The following is a 17,890-nucleotide window of genomic DNA, read 5'->3' on the forward strand; positions in this document are numbered from 1 at the left end:
GCCGTGGGAGATGCCTAAAAAGATTAGAAGCTGGAATCGACAATGCAAAAGGTCACTTCAACGCCTGCGGATGATTCCGCGTGTGGCTGGTATCACCTTAGCGGCCCCCGCACGCCCAGGCCGCCGCACATAGGGAAGAAGGATGCGCGCTGGACGGTCGTGGGCGCGGGATACACCGGTCTCGCCGCCGCGCGGCAGCTTGCGCTGAATTTTCCGGACGAGGAGATCGTGCTCGTCGAAGCGCAGGAAGTGGGCTTTGGCACGGCCGGGCGCAACGCAGGCTTTGCCATCGATCTGCCGCACGATATCGGGGCCGACGACTATATCGGCGACATCGAGACGGCGAAAGCGACCTTGCAGTTGAATCTGCTCGGGCAGTCGATTCTTCGCGATATCGTCGAAAAGCACGGGATCGACTGTGCGATGCACGCGTCCGGCAAGTATCAGGCCGCCGTGGAAAGCCGCGGCGTCGAAGTGCTCGATGCGTATCGGCGCGGCCTCGACAAGCTTGATCAGCAATACGAAATGATCGAGGGACGCGACTTGCCTGCGCATATCGGGACGCGCTTCTACAAGCGCGCGCTCTATACGCCCGGCACGATTCTCGTGCAGCCATCGGCGCTCGTCAAAGGTCTTGCCGACAGTCTGCCGGCCAACGTGACGCTGTACGAGCGCACGCCGATCACCGAGGTGGAGTATGGCAAGAAGGTCGTGCTGGGCCATGCGCAAGGGCAGATCGTCACCGACAAGCTCATTCTCGCCAACAACGCCTTCGGCATGAGGTTCGGCTTTCTCAAACGTTCCATGCTGCCCGTTTTCCTGTATGCGAGTCTGAGCAGACCGCTGACGCCGCAAGAGCAGGAGGCGTTGGGCGGCAAGCCGTTCTGGGGCGTCATTCCGGCGGACCCGTTCGGCAGCACGGTGCGACGCACGCCTGACAACCGGATCCTGATTCGCAACAGCTTCAGTTTCAATCCCGATGGACGGCCGAAACCGCAGTATCTGGCGCGCATGGCGAAAAGGCATAAGCTGTCGTTTCAGCGGCGGTTTCCCATGCTGCCCGATGTCGGCTTCGATTACACGTGGAGCGGCTCGCTGGCGCTCTCGCAGAACCACGAAGGGTTCTTCGGCCAGTTGGGACCGAACGTCTATGGTGCGCTGTGCTGCAACGGTCTGGGCATCACGCGCGGGACGGTGACGGGCACGCTGCTGGCCGACTGGATCGCCGGCAAGAGCAACAGGCTCGTGGAGCATCTCTTGAAGTCGCCGGGACCGAAAACGGCTCCGCCCGAACCGTTCCTCTCGCTGGGCGTGAACGCAACCTTATGGGGGGGGCAGCAAATGGCCGGTCTCGAGAGTTGAGCGAGCCGCAACGACACTCAGTCATCCGTAGCGAAGCAATCCATTACCCGTACCTTTTCTTAGCTGAGGCTGGACCATGAAATTCGAAGGCATTTACACCCCCGCGATCACCCCCTTGTCGAGCGACGGAAGCATCGACAAACAAGCGTTCGCCGACGTCATCGAGCACCTGATTGCTTCGAAGGTGCATGGCATCATCATTGGCGGGTCCACGGGCGAATACTATTCGCACACGCCGCAGGAGCGCTTCGAGCTTGCAGCGCTCGCCAAGGAGATCATCGGTACGCGCGTGCCGCTCATCGTTGGAACGGGCGCGATTCGCACTGAAGATTCGGTCGAGTATGCCAAGGCGGCGAAGTCGATCGGCGCGGATGCGATCCTCGTCAGTTCGCCTCCGTACGCGTTGCCGACCGAGGAAGAGAATGCCATTCATGCGCTCGCGGTCGATCAGGCCGCCGGTCTGCCCGCGATGCTCTACAACTATCCCGGACGCACGAATGCGCTGATGGGACGCAAGTTCTTCGAAGCGGTCGTGGCGAAATCGAAGAACTTCATCGCGATCAAGGAGAGCTCGGGCAGCACGGGCCAGTTGCACATGCTCGCGCGACACTTTCCGAGCATCAATCTCTCTTGCGGCTGGGACGATCAGGCGCTCGAATTCTTTGCGTGGGGCGCGCGAAGCTGGGTGTGCGCGGGATCGAACTTTCTGCCGGAAGAACATATCGCGCTGTACGAGGCGTGCGTGGTCGAGAAGGATTTCGACAAGGGCCGCCGGATTATGTCCGCGATGATGCCGCTGATGGATTTCCTCGAAGACGCAGGCAAATTCGTCCAGTCGATCAAGCAGGGATGCGAGTTCGCCGGACTGCGCACCGGCGGATTGCGCACACCGTTGCAGCCGCTCGACGACGAGCAGAAGCAGGCGTTGAAGCAGATCGTCGAGGCGCTCAGGAAAGAAGTGAAATCGGTCACTGGCGCGTAGTTCTTCTTCTGGGACTATCGACGCTCACAACGGCACGTCTTCGATCAGGGCAAGACGCAACGCGCGGATTCTCCGATCGACGAAATAGCCGCCGCCTTCCGTATAGCGCAGATAAAGCCGCCCGCAAGACGTGCATTCCCACACGCCGCAGCGGTTGTACGGAAAATAGCGCGGCGCGATGGGCGCATCGGCGGACCAGTAATCGATCTTGCCAGGCAGGTATTCGGCGAAGGTCGGTTCGGGATCGTGTTCGGAGAGCAGCGTGCCGATTTCGCGGAGTTGCGATTCGTCGAGCGAAAGCGGCTGCGATTGCCAGCCGTCGAGCGGCGTCTTGGTGCACGTGCATGGACCGGGCGCGCAAGCGTCGGCGCGTCGCGCAAGGTCCAGCAGTGTTGCTGCGGTCAGATAGTCGGGCATGGCGATGGGGCAGGGAAGCGAACGCGCCATCATGCGCGCGTTCGCCACGGCTCGGCAAGGGGTCAGCCGTTCATCATGCGGTCGTGCTGCACGGCGACCCACGCGCGGTCGAAGCGTCCTTCCGCGATGGATTTGAGCGCCGCCGCTTCCTTGGCCGCCTGCTTGCGCGCGCCCTCGATCACCGCTTCGACATCGGCGGGCGAAATGGCGAGCACGCCGTCTTCGTCGCCGACGACGATATCGCCCGGATGCACCACCATCCCGCCGACCGTCACCGGCACGTTGATCTCGCCCGGGCCGTTCTTGTACGGCCCGCGATGCGTCACGCCGCGCGCGTACACCGGAAAATCGCGCTGGCCGAGCGCGCCGACATCGCGGATCGCGCCGTCGATCACGAGACCCTGCACGCCGAGGCTTTCCGCGTAGCTCGCCATGATGTCGCCCATCAGCGCCTGCGTGAGTTCGCCCGCGCCGTCGATCACGAGCACGTCGCCCGGACGGCAGTAGTCGAACGCGCGATGAATCGCGAGATTGTCGCCGCCGCGCGTGCGTACCGTGACCGCGGTGCCGGCCATCGGCTTCGGCCGATGAAACGGGCGCAGGCCGGTCGTGCCGCTCACGCGGGCCATGTTGTCGCTCAGGAGCGAGACCGCGAGCTCGCGCAGCACGGCGAGCGTCGCCGGGTTCGCCTGCGTCGCGGAGTCATACTCGCGCCATCCGATGTGATTCATGTCGTCGCTCCTTCGGTCGATCGTTGTTGTCGTTCGAGTTGCGCGGGAAGGCGTTGGTATACCGCGCGCGCGTTGCCTTCGAAAATGAGCTGGCGGTCCGCATCGCTCAGCCAGTCGATCGCGTCGATATAACGGCGCGTGTCGTCGAAGTAGTGGCCGGTTTCCGGATCGATGCCCTGCACCGCGCCGATCGTCTCCGAGGCGAACAGGATGTTCTTCGCCGGAATCACTTTCGCGAGCAGTTCCGCGCCCGGCTGGTGATAGACGCAGGTGTCGAAGAAGACGTTGTTCAGCAGATATTCGGTCAGCAGCGGCCGCTTCATGTCCTGTGCGAGTCCGCGATAACGCCCCCAGTGATACGGCACCGCGCCGCCGCCGTGCGGAATGATGAACTTGAGCGTCGGGAAATCGGCGAACAGATCGCCCTGCAACAACTGCATGAACGCGGAGGTATCGCCGTTGATGTAATGCGCGCCGGTCGCATGGAAGTTCGGATTGCACGACGACGACACGTGGATCATCGCGGGCACATCGAGCTCGACCATCGCCTCGTAGAGCGGATACCACGCGCGGTCCGTGAGCGGCAGCCCGGACCAGTGGCCGCCCGACGGATCGGGATTCAGATTGCAGCCGATAAAACCAAGCTCGTCCACACAGCGACGCAACTCCGCGATGCAGTTCGCGGGCAGCACGCCCGGCGCTTGCGGCAACTGGCACACGCCGATGAAGTTGCGCGGAAACATCTCGACGACGCGATGCACGAGATCGTTGCATGCTTCCGACCAGACCGCATTGGCTTGCGCCGTCGCGAGATGATGGCCCATGCCGGCGGCGCGCGGCGAAAAGATCGTGAGGTCGGTGCCGCGCTCCCGCTGGATGCGCAACTGGCCATGCTCGATGCTCTCGCGGATTTCATCGTCCGAAATGGCGGGGCGCGGCGGGGAAGAAGCGCCGTCCTTCAGCGCGGCGATCTGCTTCGCGCGCCACGCTTCGTGTTGAGGCGGCGAGGTCGTGTAATGACCGTGACAATCGATGATCATGCGTGATTTTCCTGACGTTGTGAGCGCGAATCGGATGCGGGCAGCGAGGTGTCTTCATCGTCGGCGGGTTTCACGCGCATCACGAGCGCGATCACGGTCGCGACGACGAGGAAGGCCGCGATCGTCAGGAGGGCGAGCTTGAAATTGCCCGTCGCGTTGCGCACGAGGCCGATGCTCCACGGTCCGACCAGCCCGCCGAACTGCGCGATGGTATTGATGAGCGCGATGGTCGCCGCGCCCGCCGCGCCGGTTCTGAACGACGAGGCGAGACTCCAGAAGAGCGGATTGCCCGCGTAAATGAAGAGGCCGGTCGCGCAGAGCAGCGCGTAAGCGATGACCGGGTTCGGCGCGTATGCGCTGCCTGCAATCGCGATGGCGCTCATGCCGTAGACGAACGCGAGGTGCTTCTTGCGATCGCCGGTGCGATCCGAACTGCGGCTGATGATGAACGTGCCGAGCACGCCCAGAAGCGGCGGCGCGGCCGAAAGAAAGCCGACTTCGATATTGCTCAGGTGTCCGAGGCTTTTGACGATCTGCGGCAGCCAGAGAAAGAGCCCGTAGATGCCGACCAGCGCACAGCCGAACAGACACGCGAGGCTCCATACGCGGATATCGCCCGCCACGCGCAAGAGCGGAAAATGCGTATGGCCGCCGATGGCTTCGCGCTCGGCCGCGAGCGTCGTTTCGAGCCATTGCTTTTCGTCGTCGGCGAGCCAGTCGGCGTCGGCGGGGCGCTCGGTCATGATGCGCAGGGTGAAGAGGCCCAGCAGCATCGCCGGAATGCCTTCGAGGATGAACATCCACTGCCATCCCTGCAGGCCGAGCATGCCGTTGGCGTAGGTCATCAGCGCGGTCGAGATCGGGCCGCCGAGCACCGCCGAAAACGATCCCGCGATGATGTAGCCGCCCACGGCCCGCGCCCGGTAGCGCTCCGGAAACCACTTCGTCAGGTACACCGCGACGCCCGGCAGGAAGCCCGCTTCCATCACGCCGAGCAGAAAGCGCAGCGCGTAAAAGCTCTTGTCGTCGAAGACGAATGCCGTGGCCGCCGCCACCGCGCCCCACGTGAGCAGAATGCGCGCGATCCAGCGGCGCGCGCCCACGCGATGCAGCAGCAGATTGCTCGGCACTTCGAGCACCATGTAGCCGACGAAGAAGATGCTGCCCGCGAATCCGAACACGGCGGGCGAAAAGCCGAGCGCGCGGTTCATGTCGAGGGCCGCGAAGCCGATGTTGATGCGGTCGAGGTAGTTGAAGAACATCATCGCGAAAAGCAGCGGCATGAGCCGCCCGTACACCTTTCGCATGGTTGCCGCTTCGTTGAATGGGGTCATGCCGTCTCCACGTTCTTTTCGTCGGATCGCGAGGGCTCTGCGGCCCTGCCTTACACATGGCTTGCGCCGCGTGCCGGCTCGAAGCGGGCCGCATGGCGGGCCGGTCCGAGCACGAAAACCGATGATAGAAAGCGCGGAGGTCCGCGTCCAAGACGCGTTCCTTATTCTTCTATATAACTTCGCTTATAGTGCGGCGTCGCCGAGCGGTGCGGGAAGGCAGCCGAGAAAGGCGCGCAGGTGCGCCGAATCATCGTCGGTGCGGAAGGTTGCGGCGAGCGTCGACCAGAGCGTTCCGCCCGGCCCCGCGAGATGACGGAACACGACGTCCGTGCGTCCATGCCGCGCCACCGACTCGCCGACGAACGTCACGCCGAGCCCCGCCGCGACGAGCGCGATCGCGGTCTGTATCTCGTAGGCCTGATGCGCGACGAACGGCGTCACGCCCGCATCGCGATACAAGGACTGCACGGTGCGCTTGAACTGCGCGTTGTGATGCTTCGGATAGAGGATGAGCGGCGTATCCGCGAGATCGGCGATGCGCACTTTCTTCTTCGCCGCCAGCGGGTGGTCCGGCGCAAGCACCGCCACCACATGCTCACGCAGGAGCGGATACGACGTGCATCCGTTGATCTCGAGCGGCTGCCGTCCGATGCCGACGTGAATGCGCAAGTCGCGCAGCGCGTCGGTCTGCTCTTCGGTCAGCATTTCGAAGAGCTTGAGTTCGACTTGCGGATACGCGTGATGGAAGGCCTTCAGCGCGGGCGGCAGAATGCTGTACATCGCGGATCGTGTGAAGCCGATCGACAGCCAGCCGCGCCGCCCGATGCCGATTTCCTGCGCGCCGAGGCTGGCCTGTTCCCAGGAACCGAGAATCTGGCGCGCTTCGGTGCAGAGATAATGGCCCGCTTCGGTGAGCCGTAGCGGCCGCCTCGCGCGATCGACGAGCTGCGTGCCGAGCCGCTCTTCCAGCAGCCGGATTTGCTGACTCAACGCGGGTTGCGCGATATGCAGGCGCTCGGCCGCGCGGCTGAAGTTCAGTTCCTCTGCAAGAATGATGAAGCACTGCAAGGACCTGAAATTCATATCGATGGGGCAGGCGAAAGTGGCTTGCGCGGTATCGTCAGCCGCTCACGCACCGGAACCCCGCGTACACGTATTGATAATGCGCCTGGAACCAGTTGCGGAAACTCGGCCGCAGCATGCAGGCCGCGGTGCGCGGCGAGCCGCCTTTAATCACGAAGTGCTTGCCGTCGAAGAAATTCGCGGAATAACCGAGATAAAACGGAAACGGCTCGAAGCCATTGAGCGGGCCGAATTCCGTCGAGGTCCATTCCCAGCCGTTGCCGAACTGACCTTCGATGCCGAACTCGCTGCGATTGTCCGGATGCGCCTGCACCGGCGACGGGTCCCATCGGCGGAAATCGAAATTGCCTTCCGCGACATGCGGCACGCCGAGCGCGGCGCGTTGCCATTGCGCTTCGGTCGGCAGCGATTTGCCCGCCCAGCGCGCATACGCCTTCGCTTCCGCATGGCTCACATACACGGGCCAGTCGAGCGGCAACTCGATCTCGTCGAACATCGTGCGCAGCTTCCACGACCCTTCACCGTCGTCGCCGTCTAAGGGAATCCAGAAGGCCGGATGCGCGATGCGCTCGTCTTCCTTCCACGACCAGTCCGCGTCGTCCCAGAATGCCGCGTTCCAGTAGCCGCCCGCATCGATGAAGCGCAGATAGTCGCCGTTCGTGACCATGTAGCGGTCGATCTCGAAGGCGGGCACGTCGATGCGCTCCTCGCCGAATTCGTTGTCCCAGCCGAACAAACCGCTCTCGCGCTTTAGGCCGAGCGTGGCGCGGCCCGCAGGAACGCGCACCGTTTCGGGGCGGTATGCGCGATCCGACGCGCGCCCGGAAAGCGCATTCGATGGTGCAATTTTTCTATCGACCGGCAATTGATGCAGCATGTACGCGAGCGTTTCCGCATGCATCAGCCGATGCTCGATCGCGACTTCGAGCAGCTTGGCGGGCGGTTCGTCCGCGGAAAGGGGCGCGGCGGCGAGCTGGATCGGATCGAAATGCGCGTCGATATCGGCGCGAACCGTGTCGCGGTACGCGCGCACTTCGTCGAGCGAAGGCCAGTCGGAAGGCTGGTCGGTCGGCAACCCGCCGTCCACCGGGTCGATGCCGAAGGCGAACAACTGGTCGTAAGCGGGATTCGGGCTCGGCAGGTCGAAGAGCCGCTGATCGAAGAGATTGCGGTCGAAGGCTTCGAGATGCCCGATATAAAACACGATGCGATGACGCTCGGCGATTGGCCGGTCGTAAAGATGCTCGCGCTTGACGACGTCAAAGAGCGCGTCGGTGACGCGGCGCGCTTCGGCGAGGCGTTCGAGCAGCGGATGACGCAGGGAAGGTTCGCGGTTCATGTCGCCCAATCTCCGTGGCTGGCCAATGGCTTCGCATGCGGCCGGAGCCGGCGAGATCGCCAGCTTTGGCCGAACACAAGAGATTAATGCGTAGCGAAGCGCGTGCCAACCGAAATATGGGCGGCGATTATTCGCGAAAGCGCAATAATTGCGCGTGGCGTTCCGTCAGACGGCGCGCAGGGCGTCGAAGTCGCGGATGCGGATGAACTTGCCTTGCGCCTCGATGAGCCCCGCCTTGTCGAAACGCGACAGCGTGCGGCTCACGGTTTCGAGCGTCATGCCGAGATAGCTGCCCATGTCGTCGCGCGTCATGCGCAACGTGAACTCCGACGAAGCATAACCGCGCCGCGACAGCCGCGACGACAGGTCCAGCAGCAGCCGCGCGACGCGTTCGTCCGCGCGCAGCATGCCGAGCCGCACGACATGATTCACCTCGCGGTTCATCGCATGGCTCATCATGCGATGCAGGCGTCTTTGCAGTGCGTCGGTTTCGCGGCACATGCGCTCGAAGAGCGTGTAGGGCACGACGCACACGGAGCTGTCTTCCAGCGCGACGGCGTCGCACATATGCTCGCCTTCCTCGATGCCCTCGAAGCCGAGCGCATCGCCCGCGAGCAGCAGACCCGTGACCTGCTCGCGCCCGCCATCGTGCGTGACGACGGTCTTGATCGATCCGGAGCGCACGGCGAACAGGGCGTCGAAGCGGTCGCCCGCGCGAAACAGCGCTTCGCCGCGTTTGACCTTGCGCGTGGCGGAGATGATGTTCTCCAGCTTGGCGACGTCGTTCGGGCACAGGCCTTCGGGCATGCACAGATGCCGCATCGCGCAGGTCGAGCAGTGCGCGGAATTGCGTCGCGCGCGGGAAAGGTCGGACGTGGCGGTCATTTTTCTGGGCTTCGTTTGTTGATGAATGACAAAACGATTGTCCCATAGGCCACCGCCCCGGCTCAGTCATAAATTGACGCACCCCGGGGATTTATCAACCTTCTTTACCTTAGCCGGTTGATTTTTCGGATGGCTCCCCCGCGGCCGATGGAATCAACAGCACCGGCAGCGTCGCCTGACGCAGACAGCGCTCGGCCACGCTGCCCAGAATGAGCCGCTGAAAGCCCTTGCGGCCGTGCGTGCCCATGATGAGCAGATCGGCCTTGAAGGCGTCCGCCGCCTTGATGATGAGCGCCGCGACGTCGTCGCTGGCGGTCGCCTCGACGGTCGCGACTTCGCCGCTCACGCCGCGCGCCTTCATCTGACCGGTGGCTTCGGCCGCGAGCGCCGCGCCTTGCTCCGTCAGGCTCGCCTGGAGCAACGAAGGATCGTATCCGGGCACGTCGAGATACATCGGCCCGGCTTCGACGACGTAATACGGCTGCATGATCGCCTGATGCGTGACGGCGAGATCGAGGGCGGCCGCAAAGGCGCGCTCGGAAGTCCGGCTGCCGTCGATGGCGACGAGAATGCGTTTGAACATGAAGTTTCCTTCCATGAAGCGATCGGTTGAAGGGCGGCGTGCGCCGTCTTTCACGCCCTCGCATGATAGGGCGCACGCGTTGCACGGCCGCGCCGCTTTTTTGCGATAAGTCGATCCAGCGCAAACTCAAGCCGTACAATTCGTGGTTCTCGACGTCAGCGCTTGCTTAAAAGCGTCTGCGCGCACTCTTTTTTAGCACTTCTTCAGCCTGCCCGCCCGACCGTGACTCAGCCGCCGCACGCCTTACCGTTCAGAACCGCTCTTTTCGCGATGCTCGGCATCGGTCTCGTCAACATGCTCGTCGCGCTCGATCAGACGGTGGTCAGCACGGCGCTGCCGTCGATCGTCGCGGAATTGCATGGCTTCGAGTTTTACGCGTGGATCGCGAGCGCTTATCTGCTCGCGTCCGTCGTCACGGTGCCGGTGTTCGGGCGGCTCGGCGATTACTTCGGGCGCAAGCGCTTCGTGATCGCGGCGGTGATCACGTTCACGGTCGCGTCGGTGCTGTGCGGGCTCGCGCCGAGCATGCTGTTCCTCGTGCTCGCGCGCGGCTTGCAGGGCGTGGGCGGCGGCATGATGGTCGGCACCGCGTTCGCATCGATTCCCGATCTGTTTCCCGATGCGCGCACGCGCGTGCGCTGGCAAGTCGTGCTGGCGGCGGCGTATGGCATCGGCACGGCGGCGGGGCCGTCGCTCGGCGGCTGGATGAGCCAGCACTGGGGATGGCGCTCGACCTTCCTCGTCAATCTTCCGGTCGGCGCGGCGGCGCTTTACTTCATCTGGCTGCATCTGCCGAATCTGCACCGGCCGCGCGAGGGCAGCGTGAAGATCGACTGGACCGGCGCGGCGCTCGTCGCGCTCGTGCTCGGCGGCTTCCAGGCGCTGATCGAAGCGCTGCCGCAGGACGGCCTCACGACGGCCAATATCGCGCTCGGCATCGGCGTGGTGGTGTGCGCGGCGGCGCTCCTGATCTGCGAGCGGCGCGCGACGCATCCCATCATTCCGCTCGACATTTTCCGCGACGGGCAGATGAACACGCTCTTCACGCTGTCCTTCCTCGCGGGCTTCGTGATGTTCTCGCTGATCTTCTTCGCGCCGCTGCTGCTGCAAGGCGGCTTTGGGCTGTCGCCGCAGGACGCGGGTCTGCTCGCGACGCCGATCGCGGCGTGCATCGCGCTCGGCAGTTTCATCAACACGCGTATCGTGATTCATATGAAGAAGCCGGTGAACATCCTGTCGATCGGCTTCACGCTGCTGCTGTTCGCGTCGGTCGCGCTGGCGTTCGCGCGCGCCTCGACGCCGTATCTGTGGATCGAGATTCCGATGGCCGCGACGGGCATCGGCCTCGGCTTCATTCTGAACAACATGAACATCTTCGGGCAGGAGATCGCGGGCCGCGAGCGTTTCGGCATCACGACGGCGCTGCTGCAATCGACGCGCATGGTCGGCGGGATGATGGGCACGAGCATCGTCGGGACGATCGTCGCGCATCATTACGCGAGCGTCGTCGGGCGCACGGTCAGCGTGCTCGGCGCGCCGGTGGCGGCGCAATGGCTGCCGCGCCTGTCGGACCCGCGCATTCTCGTCGACGAAGCGTTGCGCGACCGCACGATCGGCGAATTGTCCGCCGCCGGTCTCGACGCCCCCGCGCTGCTCGACGCGGCCCGCGACGCGCTCGTGCAGTCGATCCACATCGGCGTGATGCTGACGGCCGTCGCCGCGCTCGTGGCGGCGTTGCTGGTGCGGCGCATCGCGCACATCACGTTTCGCAAGAGCGCGACGGCCGTTCCGAAGTCCTGAAGTCCTGAAGACGTCGCCTTTGCGAAGCGCTGCGCCCCGACTATAGTTTTTGGCGTTGCGCGGCCGGCCCGCTGCGCGACCGAATTCACGGCGCGGTTCACACCTGCGGGTTCACACCGACAGGGACCGTGCACCGCATTTGCTTCACCGCCCTCGACGGCGGCCCGCCGCGTTCACATGGAACGCTTGCGCGGGCCGCGGGTCACTCGGATTGACGAACAGCCGCGCCGCGCGCGCCGTTCACCGCCCACGGAGATGAGGAGCTGACATGAAGATCACCGGAGAAATGCTGATCGGCGCATCGGCCGTGCGGGGCGCCGACGCCACGCTCCGCGCGTTCGACCCCGCGCGCAATATCGATCTCGAGCCCGCGTTCGGCGGCGGCGGCGCGGCGGAAGTGGCGCGCGCGTGCGAACTCGCCGAGGCCGCCTTCGACGACTATCGCCACGCTCCGCTCGAAACCCGCGCGCAGTTCCTGGAAGCGATCGCGGACAACATCATCGCGCTCGGCGACACGCTGATCGAGCGCGCGATGGCGGAATCCGCGCTGCCGAAGGCGCGTCTCGAAGGCGAGCGCGCCCGCACGGTCGGGCAATTGCGCCTGTTCGCGTCGCTCGTGCGCGAGGGCCGCTGGCTCGCGGCCACGCTCGATTCCGCGCAGCCCGACAGAAAACCGCTGCCGCGTTCCGATCTGCGTTTGCAAAAGATTCCCGTCGGGCCGGTCGCCGTGTTCGGCGCGAGCAACTTTCCGCTGGCGTTTTCGGTCGCGGGCGGCGATACCGCGTCCGCGTTCGCGGCGGGGTGCCCGGTCGTCGTGAAATCGCATCCGGCGCATCTGGGCACGTCCGAACTCGTCGGGCGCGCGGTGCAGAAGGCGGTCGCGGACAGCGGCTTGCCCGAAGGCGTGTTTTCACTCGTCGTCGGCGAGGGCAATGCGATCGGCGAGGCGCTCGTCGCACATCCGGCGATACAGTCGGTCGGCTTCACGGGGTCGCGGCGGGGCGGGCTTGCGCTTGTCGATATTGCGGCGAAGCGGCCCACGCCGATTCCCGTTTTCGCCGAAATGAGCAGCGTCAATCCGGTGTTCGCTCTGCCGGGCGCGCTCGAAGCGCGCGGCGACAAGCTCGCGGTGGCTTATATCGATTCGGTGACGCTCGGTGTCGGCCAGTTCTGCACGAATCCGGGCCTCGTCATCGCGCTAGACGGCCCGGATCTCGATGATTTCATCGATCTTGCCGCCACCGCGATCATGAAGAAGGACACGCAGACGATGCTCACGTCGCAGATTGCGGGCGCGTATGCGAGCGGAATCAAGGAACGCGACGAGTCCGGCGCGCGCAATATCGCGACCGGCGTGAAGGGCAAGGCGGCGAGCGGCGCGCTGCCGGTGCTGTATCGCGTGAACGCCGACGAATTTCTCGCGACGCCGCAGTTGTCCGGCGAGATTTTCGGGCCGACCTCGGTCATCGTCATTTGCCGCGACGAGGACGAAATGATCTCGGTCGCGCGCCATCTCGAAGGCCAGCTCACCGCGACGCTGCTGATGGAGAAGGGGGATATCGAACTCGCGCGGCGGCTTTTGCCGGTGCTCGAACGCAAGGCGGGGCGGATTCTGGCAAACGGCTTTCCGACCGGGGTCGAGGTCTCGTACGCGATGGTGCATGGCGGACCGTTCCCCGCGACGTCCGACAGCCGCGCCACGTCGGTCGGCGCGATGGCGATCGAGCGGTTCCTGCGGCCGGTGTGTTATCAGGACTTGCCTGCGGCGCTGCTTCCGCAAGCGCTGGCGGAGGACAATCCGCTGTCGCTCTGGCGGCTGAGAGATGGGGAGCTGGGGCCGAATTGAATGAGAGGTAAGATTATCTCTCACGCGAATAAAAGCCGTTTATTCGTGTGAGAGATATCTATCGCGAGTGCGAACGCGAGTTTGACAATATGCGTGCAGCGAATAAAATGCTTTTATTCGTCACGCAGATAAACGCGCCATGCAACAAGTCATCGCAACCATCGGCCACATGGGCCACGTTCTCGCGGCGGGCCGCAAGCGCGCCGGTTTGACTCAGGCGCAAGCGGCGGCGCATCTCGGCATCAGCCAGAGCCGCATTTCGACGCTCGAACGCGATTCGGGCTCGTTGACGCTGGATCAACTGCTCGCAATGTTCGGCGTCTACGGACTGCAACTGCTGGTTCGGGACCGGCCCGAGCCGCTTGTCCTCGAGGCGAACGAGCCGAGCGGGGCGGACTGGTGATGGCGGGCCGCCGGCCTCACGCCCGGTCGCTGTCCGTCTGGGCCAACGGAAGGCGCGTCGCGACGTGGCATCTGCCCACACGCGGCGCGGCCGAACTCATTTACGACGATGCCTGGGTCCGCTCGGACGAGGCGCGTCCGCTGTCCCTGTCACTGCCGATCCGGCTTGACGGCGCGCCGCTGAGAGGCGACGCGGTGGTGAACTACTTCGACAATCTGCTTCCCGATAGCGAACCGATCCGGCGCCGCATCGCTCAGCGTTTCCAGACTGAAAGTGCCGATGCTTCGATTTGCTGCAGGCCATCGGGCGCGACTGCGTCGGTGCGGTGCAATTGCTCGCCGAGGATGAATCGCCCACGCACGTCGAAACGATCGAAGGCACGCCGCTTACCGACGCGGACATCGAAGGCCTGCTGGATCAGGTCGCCGGCGGCACGCCCTTCGGTTCCGACGATCACGACGACTTCCGCATCTCCCTCGCCGGCGCGCAGGAGAAGACGGCGTTGCTGCGGCACGATGGCCGTTGGCTCAAACCGCATGGCGCGACGCCGACCACGCACATCCTCAAATTGCCGATTGGACTCGTCGGAAATCGTCGCGCCGACCTCACGACATCCGTCGAGAACGAATGGCTGTGCATGCGCCTGCTGCAAGCGTTCGGCGTGCCCGTGGCGAACGTCGAGATCGCGAGGTTCGGCAGGCGGCGGGTGCTCGCCGTCGAGCGTTTCGACCGCCGTTTGCATCCCGGCGGGGAATGGATTCTTCGCTTGCCGCAGGAGGATTTCTGTCAGGTGAGCGGCTTGCCGCCGCACAAGAAGTACGAGCAGGACGGCGGTCCCGGCGTGGTTGCGCTCGCGCGCGTGCTGCAGCAATCGATCCATGCGCGCGGCGACATTGAAACGTTGATGACGGCGCAGATTCTCTTCTGGCTGCTCGCCGCGCCGGACGGCCACGCGAAGAACTTCAGCATTCATCTGCTGAGGGGCGGACAATACCGCCTCACGCCGCTGTATGACGTCATGTCGATCTGGCCGGTGGAAGGCGACGGCGCGAATCAGTGGTCGTGGTACAAGGCCAGTCTCGCGATGGCGATACCGGGCAAGAGCCGGCACTATGGGTTTCGCGACGTCAAGCGGCGGCATTTCAACGCGATGGCGCTGAAGTGCGGTTTCGGCGAGAGCGCCGAGCCGATCATCCAGCGGATCGTCGAACGCACGCCGGCCGTCATCGACGAAGTTGCGGCTCAATTGCCGGACGACTTCCCGCAGCGCGTCGCCGAGCGCATTTTCGCCGGCATGCGCAAGTCGCTTGCCGCGCTCGAAGCGATGCCCGCGACCGGCATGCCGGTCTGATCACAACGGACCGCGCGTCCGCTTCGTAAGGAGACACTCGAACATGATTCACCCTGAGCGCCGCTATCCCGACCCCGCCATCCGCGTGCTCGATCCGCGTTTCAACGCGCTGCGCATCGCATCGGCGTCGGTGGAATGTCTGTATCAGGGCGCGCGCTGGTCCGAAGGGCCGGTCTGGTTCGGCGATAGCCGCACGCTTTTGTGGAGCGACATTCCGAACGATCGCATCCTGCGCTGGGACGAGGAGAGCGGCCAGGTCGGCGTGTTTCGCAAGTCGTCGAACAACGCGAACGGCAACACGCGCGACCGCGAAGGGCGTCTCGTGACCTGCGAGCACCTCACGCGGCGCGTGACGCGCACCGAATACGACGGCGCCATCACCGTGCTCGCCGACCGTTACGACGGCAAGCCGCTCAATTCGCCGAACGATGTCGTCGTGAAATCGGATGGTTCGATCTGGTTCACCGATCCGAGCTTCGGCATCGACGGCTTCTATGAAGGCGAGAAGCGCGACGCGCAACTGAAGCCGTGCGTGTATCGCGTCGATGGTCAAAGCGGCGAAATCACAATGATGATCGACGCGTTCGTGGGCCCTAATGGTCTCGCGTTCTCGCCGGACGAATCCGTGTTGTACGTGGTCGAATCGCGTTCGACGCCGCGCAGGATCTATGCGTTCGATGTCATCGACGGCGGCCGCAGGCTCGGCGAGCCGCGCCTTCTGATCGATGCGGGACCGGGCACGCCCGATGGCTTTCGCGTCGATATCCACGGCAATCTGTGGTGCGGCTGGGGCATGGGCGACGCCGAACTCGACGGCGTGCGCGTGTTCACGCCGCAAGGCGAAGCGATTGGCCATATCGATTTGCCGGAGCGTTGCGCGAACGTGTGCTTTGGCGGGCGGCATCGCAACCGGTTGTTCATGGCGGCGAGCCACGGGTTGTATGCGGTTTATGTGAATACGCAGGGCGCGAAGGGTGGCTAAGCCTTGCCGATCCTCTCCATGATCCGCTCCGGATGCCTGCTCGCCGCAAACCCGAAACGCGCGTAAAGCCCGTGCGCGTCCGAGGTCACGAGCATCATGCGGCGCAGCCCTTGCAGATCGGGATGCGCCATCACGCATTGCATCATCCACGTGCCGAGGCCCGCGCCCTGATGCGCGGGCAGCACGAAGACATCGGCGAGATAGGCGAAGGTCGCGGTATCGGTGATCATGCGCGCATAGCCGATCTGCTCGCCGCGCAAAAACAGCCCGAAAGCAAGCGAATGACGTGCGGCGCGCTCGACCTTCTCGCGCGCGATGCCCGGCGACCAGTAAGCCACTTCGCTCAGGTAGCGATGCACGACATCGAAGTCGAATTCATCGATGTCCGTGCTCAGCCGATAGTCGTCCCGGGTCCACTGCATCGCGCCGCTCCGTCGTCGTCATGATGCGCCGAGGATAAGCGATCGATGCGCCGCGCTCCATGCACAGTTGGCGCCTGTCAGTGCACGTTGTAGATACGTCCGCTCTCCGCGCCCTCGACACTGCGGCTGTACGCCAGCGCCACGCGCGCGCCGCTCGCGGCCTCGAAGCCGCGGAAGTACGGGCCGAAACTCTCGCGCGCCTCTTCGAGCATGGTCGGGCTCACGACGTTGATGCGCAGCCCGCGCGGCAATTCGATGGCCGCGCCGCGCACGAAGCCTTCGATCGCGCCGTTAACCGCTGCCGCGCTCGCGCCTTCGCGAATCGGCGCCGCGCCCACGATGCCGCTCGTGAGCGTGAACGAACCGCCGTCGTTCAGATACTCGCGCGCGGTGAGGACGAGATTGACCTGTCCCATGAGCTTGTCGTCGAGACCAAGACGGAACTGCTCGGGCGTCATTTTGACGAGCTCGCCGAAATGCACGTGACCCGCCGTGGCGACGATCGCATCGACGCGGCCGATCTCGTCGAAGAGCCGTTTGATGCTGCCGAGATCGAGCAGATCGACGCGATGCGCGCCGCGCGTCGCACCGATTTCGATGACGTCATGCCGGGCTTTCAGTTCCGTGACGACCGCGCGACCGACCGTGCCGGTTGCACCGATGACAGCGATTTTCATGTTTGAGCTCGCAAGTGGGAAGGAGGTCAGCCATTGTGCGAGCGCACGTGCGCGCGAACAAGGCGCGCACGCTTCAAGGATTGCAAACCGCCGGTTTCGAATGCTTATCGCGTCGCGAGGCGCGCGGGCATCGGCGAAAGCAGATAGAGCGACGCGGCGAACTTGCAGACCAGCGCCGCGCCGCTCACGAATGCACCGGCGGGAAACACGTGCCATTGCAGGGCGAGCGTCGGCGCGACGAGCGCGACGGAAACGAAGCCGAGCGCAACGGTGAGCCAGCGCGCCCATTGCAGCCGCGATGCAACGCATAGGTAAAGCAGGCCGACAAGCACGCGCGACGCGACCGACGCCGCGAGCGGATGGCTCGACGCGTCGCCGGGCAGCCCGATTGCAAGCGTCAGCGCAAGCTCGGTCCATGACAATGCGTAGGCCGCGCCGAGGCATGCGATCGCGGACGTGAAACGCTGCTCGGGCGTCGCCAGCGGGCGCGCGGCCGGCTCGATCCGGGCCGCTTCGTCAGGCTCGCGCTCGTACTCGTCGTAGGCGTGGATGGTGGTCATCTTGCGTTTCCCCTTTTGTCGATTCTAGGCCGTGTTGTTCGCGTCGCTTTGCGTCGTGTCAACCGCATACGCCGTGCCAGGGTCGGGGCACGG

At 64.5% G+C, this 17,890-nt stretch carries 17 protein-coding genes and 1 pseudogene; 7 read left to right on the plus strand and 11 right to left on the minus strand.

The annotated features are described in order from the left end of the window. The first annotated feature begins 42 nt into the window (after positions 1-42). Positions 43-1,362 carry an FAD-binding oxidoreductase gene (locus tag LY284_RS16985; RefSeq protein ID WP_233387384.1) on the plus strand — a complete coding sequence of 440 codons (1,320 nt, stop codon included), beginning with the start codon at positions 43-45 and terminating at the stop codon, positions 1,360-1,362. 76 nt (positions 1,363-1,438) lie between these two features. Further along, positions 1,439-2,344 (plus strand): dihydrodipicolinate synthase family protein, encoded by a 906-nt coding sequence (locus tag LY284_RS16990; RefSeq protein WP_233387385.1) that lies wholly within the window; start codon positions 1,439-1,441, stop codon positions 2,342-2,344. A gap of 24 nt (positions 2,345-2,368) precedes the next feature. Here LY284_RS16990 and LY284_RS16995 read toward each other — a convergent pair whose 3' ends face one another. The 8 genes from LY284_RS16995 to LY284_RS17030 all read right to left on the minus strand — a co-directional run bounded on the left by LY284_RS16995 (position 2,369) and on the right by LY284_RS17030 (position 9,756). Further along, positions 2,369-2,761 carry a hypothetical protein gene (locus LY284_RS16995; protein WP_233388346.1) on the minus strand — a complete coding sequence of 131 codons (393 nt, stop codon included), beginning with the start codon at positions 2,759-2,761 and terminating at the stop codon, positions 2,369-2,371. Positions 2,762-2,823: 62 nt separating this feature from the next. Further along, positions 2,824-3,492, minus strand: coding sequence for an RraA family protein (locus tag LY284_RS17000; protein WP_014250499.1), 669 nt, complete (start codon positions 3,490-3,492; stop codon positions 2,824-2,826). Then, the gene (locus LY284_RS17005) at positions 3,489-4,532 is read right to left on the minus strand and encodes an amidohydrolase family protein (protein ID WP_233387386.1); all 1,044 of its coding nucleotides are present in this window, start codon (positions 4,530-4,532) and stop codon (positions 3,489-3,491) included. Before LY284_RS17005 ends, LY284_RS17000 begins: the two co-directional genes overlap by 4 nt. Then, positions 4,529-5,866: an MFS transporter gene (locus LY284_RS17010; RefSeq protein ID WP_014250501.1), complete on the minus strand. Its 1,338-nt coding sequence runs from the start codon at positions 5,864-5,866 to the stop codon at positions 4,529-4,531. Before LY284_RS17010 ends, LY284_RS17005 begins: the two co-directional genes overlap by 4 nt. Positions 5,867-6,049: 183 nt before the next feature. Then, positions 6,050-6,949 (minus strand): LysR family transcriptional regulator, encoded by a 900-nt coding sequence (locus LY284_RS17015; RefSeq protein ID WP_014250502.1) that lies wholly within the window; start codon positions 6,947-6,949, stop codon positions 6,050-6,052. A 37-nt stretch (positions 6,950-6,986) separates the two neighbouring features. Beyond that, positions 6,987-8,288 carry an SUMF1/EgtB/PvdO family nonheme iron enzyme gene (locus tag LY284_RS17020; RefSeq protein WP_233387387.1) on the minus strand — a complete coding sequence of 434 codons (1,302 nt, stop codon included), beginning with the start codon at positions 8,286-8,288 and terminating at the stop codon, positions 6,987-6,989. Between the two features lie 165 nt (positions 8,289-8,453). Beyond that, positions 8,454-9,173, minus strand: a complete 720-nt coding sequence (locus LY284_RS17025) for a helix-turn-helix domain-containing protein (protein WP_045453411.1) — start codon at positions 9,171-9,173, stop codon at positions 8,454-8,456. A 109-nt stretch (positions 9,174-9,282) separates the two neighbouring features. Beyond that, positions 9,283-9,756 (minus strand): universal stress protein, encoded by a 474-nt coding sequence (locus LY284_RS17030; RefSeq protein ID WP_233387388.1) that lies wholly within the window; start codon positions 9,754-9,756, stop codon positions 9,283-9,285. Between the two features lie 270 nt (positions 9,757-10,026). On the opposite strand from LY284_RS17030, the gene LY284_RS17035 reads away from it, so the two are divergent. From LY284_RS17035 to LY284_RS17055, 5 genes and pseudogenes are all read left to right on the plus strand, one after another. Further along, complete coding sequence (locus tag LY284_RS17035) at positions 10,027-11,556, plus strand: MFS transporter (protein ID WP_233387389.1); 1,530 nt, start codon at positions 10,027-10,029, stop codon at positions 11,554-11,556. Positions 11,557-11,824: 268 nt separating this feature from the next. Then, a complete protein-coding gene (locus tag LY284_RS17040; protein WP_233387390.1) occupies positions 11,825-13,402 on the plus strand; it encodes an aldehyde dehydrogenase (NADP(+)) in 1,578 nt (525 codons plus the stop codon). 139 nt (positions 13,403-13,541) lie between these two features. Next, positions 13,542-13,805 carry a helix-turn-helix domain-containing protein gene (locus LY284_RS17045; RefSeq protein WP_053569050.1) on the plus strand — a complete coding sequence of 88 codons (264 nt, stop codon included), beginning with the start codon at positions 13,542-13,544 and terminating at the stop codon, positions 13,803-13,805. Further along, positions 13,805-15,156, plus strand: a pseudogene (locus tag LY284_RS17050) (type II toxin-antitoxin system HipA family toxin). Before LY284_RS17045 ends, LY284_RS17050 begins: the two are co-directional and overlap by 1 nt. A gap of 43 nt (positions 15,157-15,199) precedes the next feature. Then, positions 15,200-16,138: an SMP-30/gluconolactonase/LRE family protein gene (locus tag LY284_RS17055; RefSeq protein ID WP_077158285.1), complete on the plus strand. Its 939-nt coding sequence runs from the start codon at positions 15,200-15,202 to the stop codon at positions 16,136-16,138. Here LY284_RS17055 and LY284_RS17060 read toward each other — a convergent pair. From LY284_RS17060 to LY284_RS17070, 3 genes are all read right to left on the minus strand, one after another. Further along, a complete protein-coding gene (locus LY284_RS17060; protein ID WP_233387391.1) occupies positions 16,135-16,560 on the minus strand; it encodes a GNAT family N-acetyltransferase in 426 nt (141 codons plus the stop codon). The two genes, LY284_RS17055 and LY284_RS17060, sit on opposite strands and share 4 nt — an antisense overlap. A gap of 77 nt (positions 16,561-16,637) precedes the next feature. Beyond that, positions 16,638-17,453, minus strand: a complete 816-nt coding sequence (locus LY284_RS17065) for a short chain dehydrogenase (protein ID WP_304503011.1) — start codon at positions 17,451-17,453, stop codon at positions 16,638-16,640. After that, complete coding sequence (locus LY284_RS17070; protein ID WP_014250513.1) at positions 17,342-17,797, minus strand: hypothetical protein; 456 nt, start codon at positions 17,795-17,797, stop codon at positions 17,342-17,344. Before LY284_RS17070 ends, LY284_RS17065 begins: the two co-directional genes overlap by 112 nt. Between the last annotated feature and the right edge of the window lie 93 nt (positions 17,798-17,890).

This window comes from Caballeronia sp. PC1 (assembly GCF_021353155.1).
GTDB classification, from domain to species: Bacteria; Pseudomonadota; Gammaproteobacteria; order Burkholderiales; family Burkholderiaceae; genus Caballeronia; species Caballeronia cordobensis.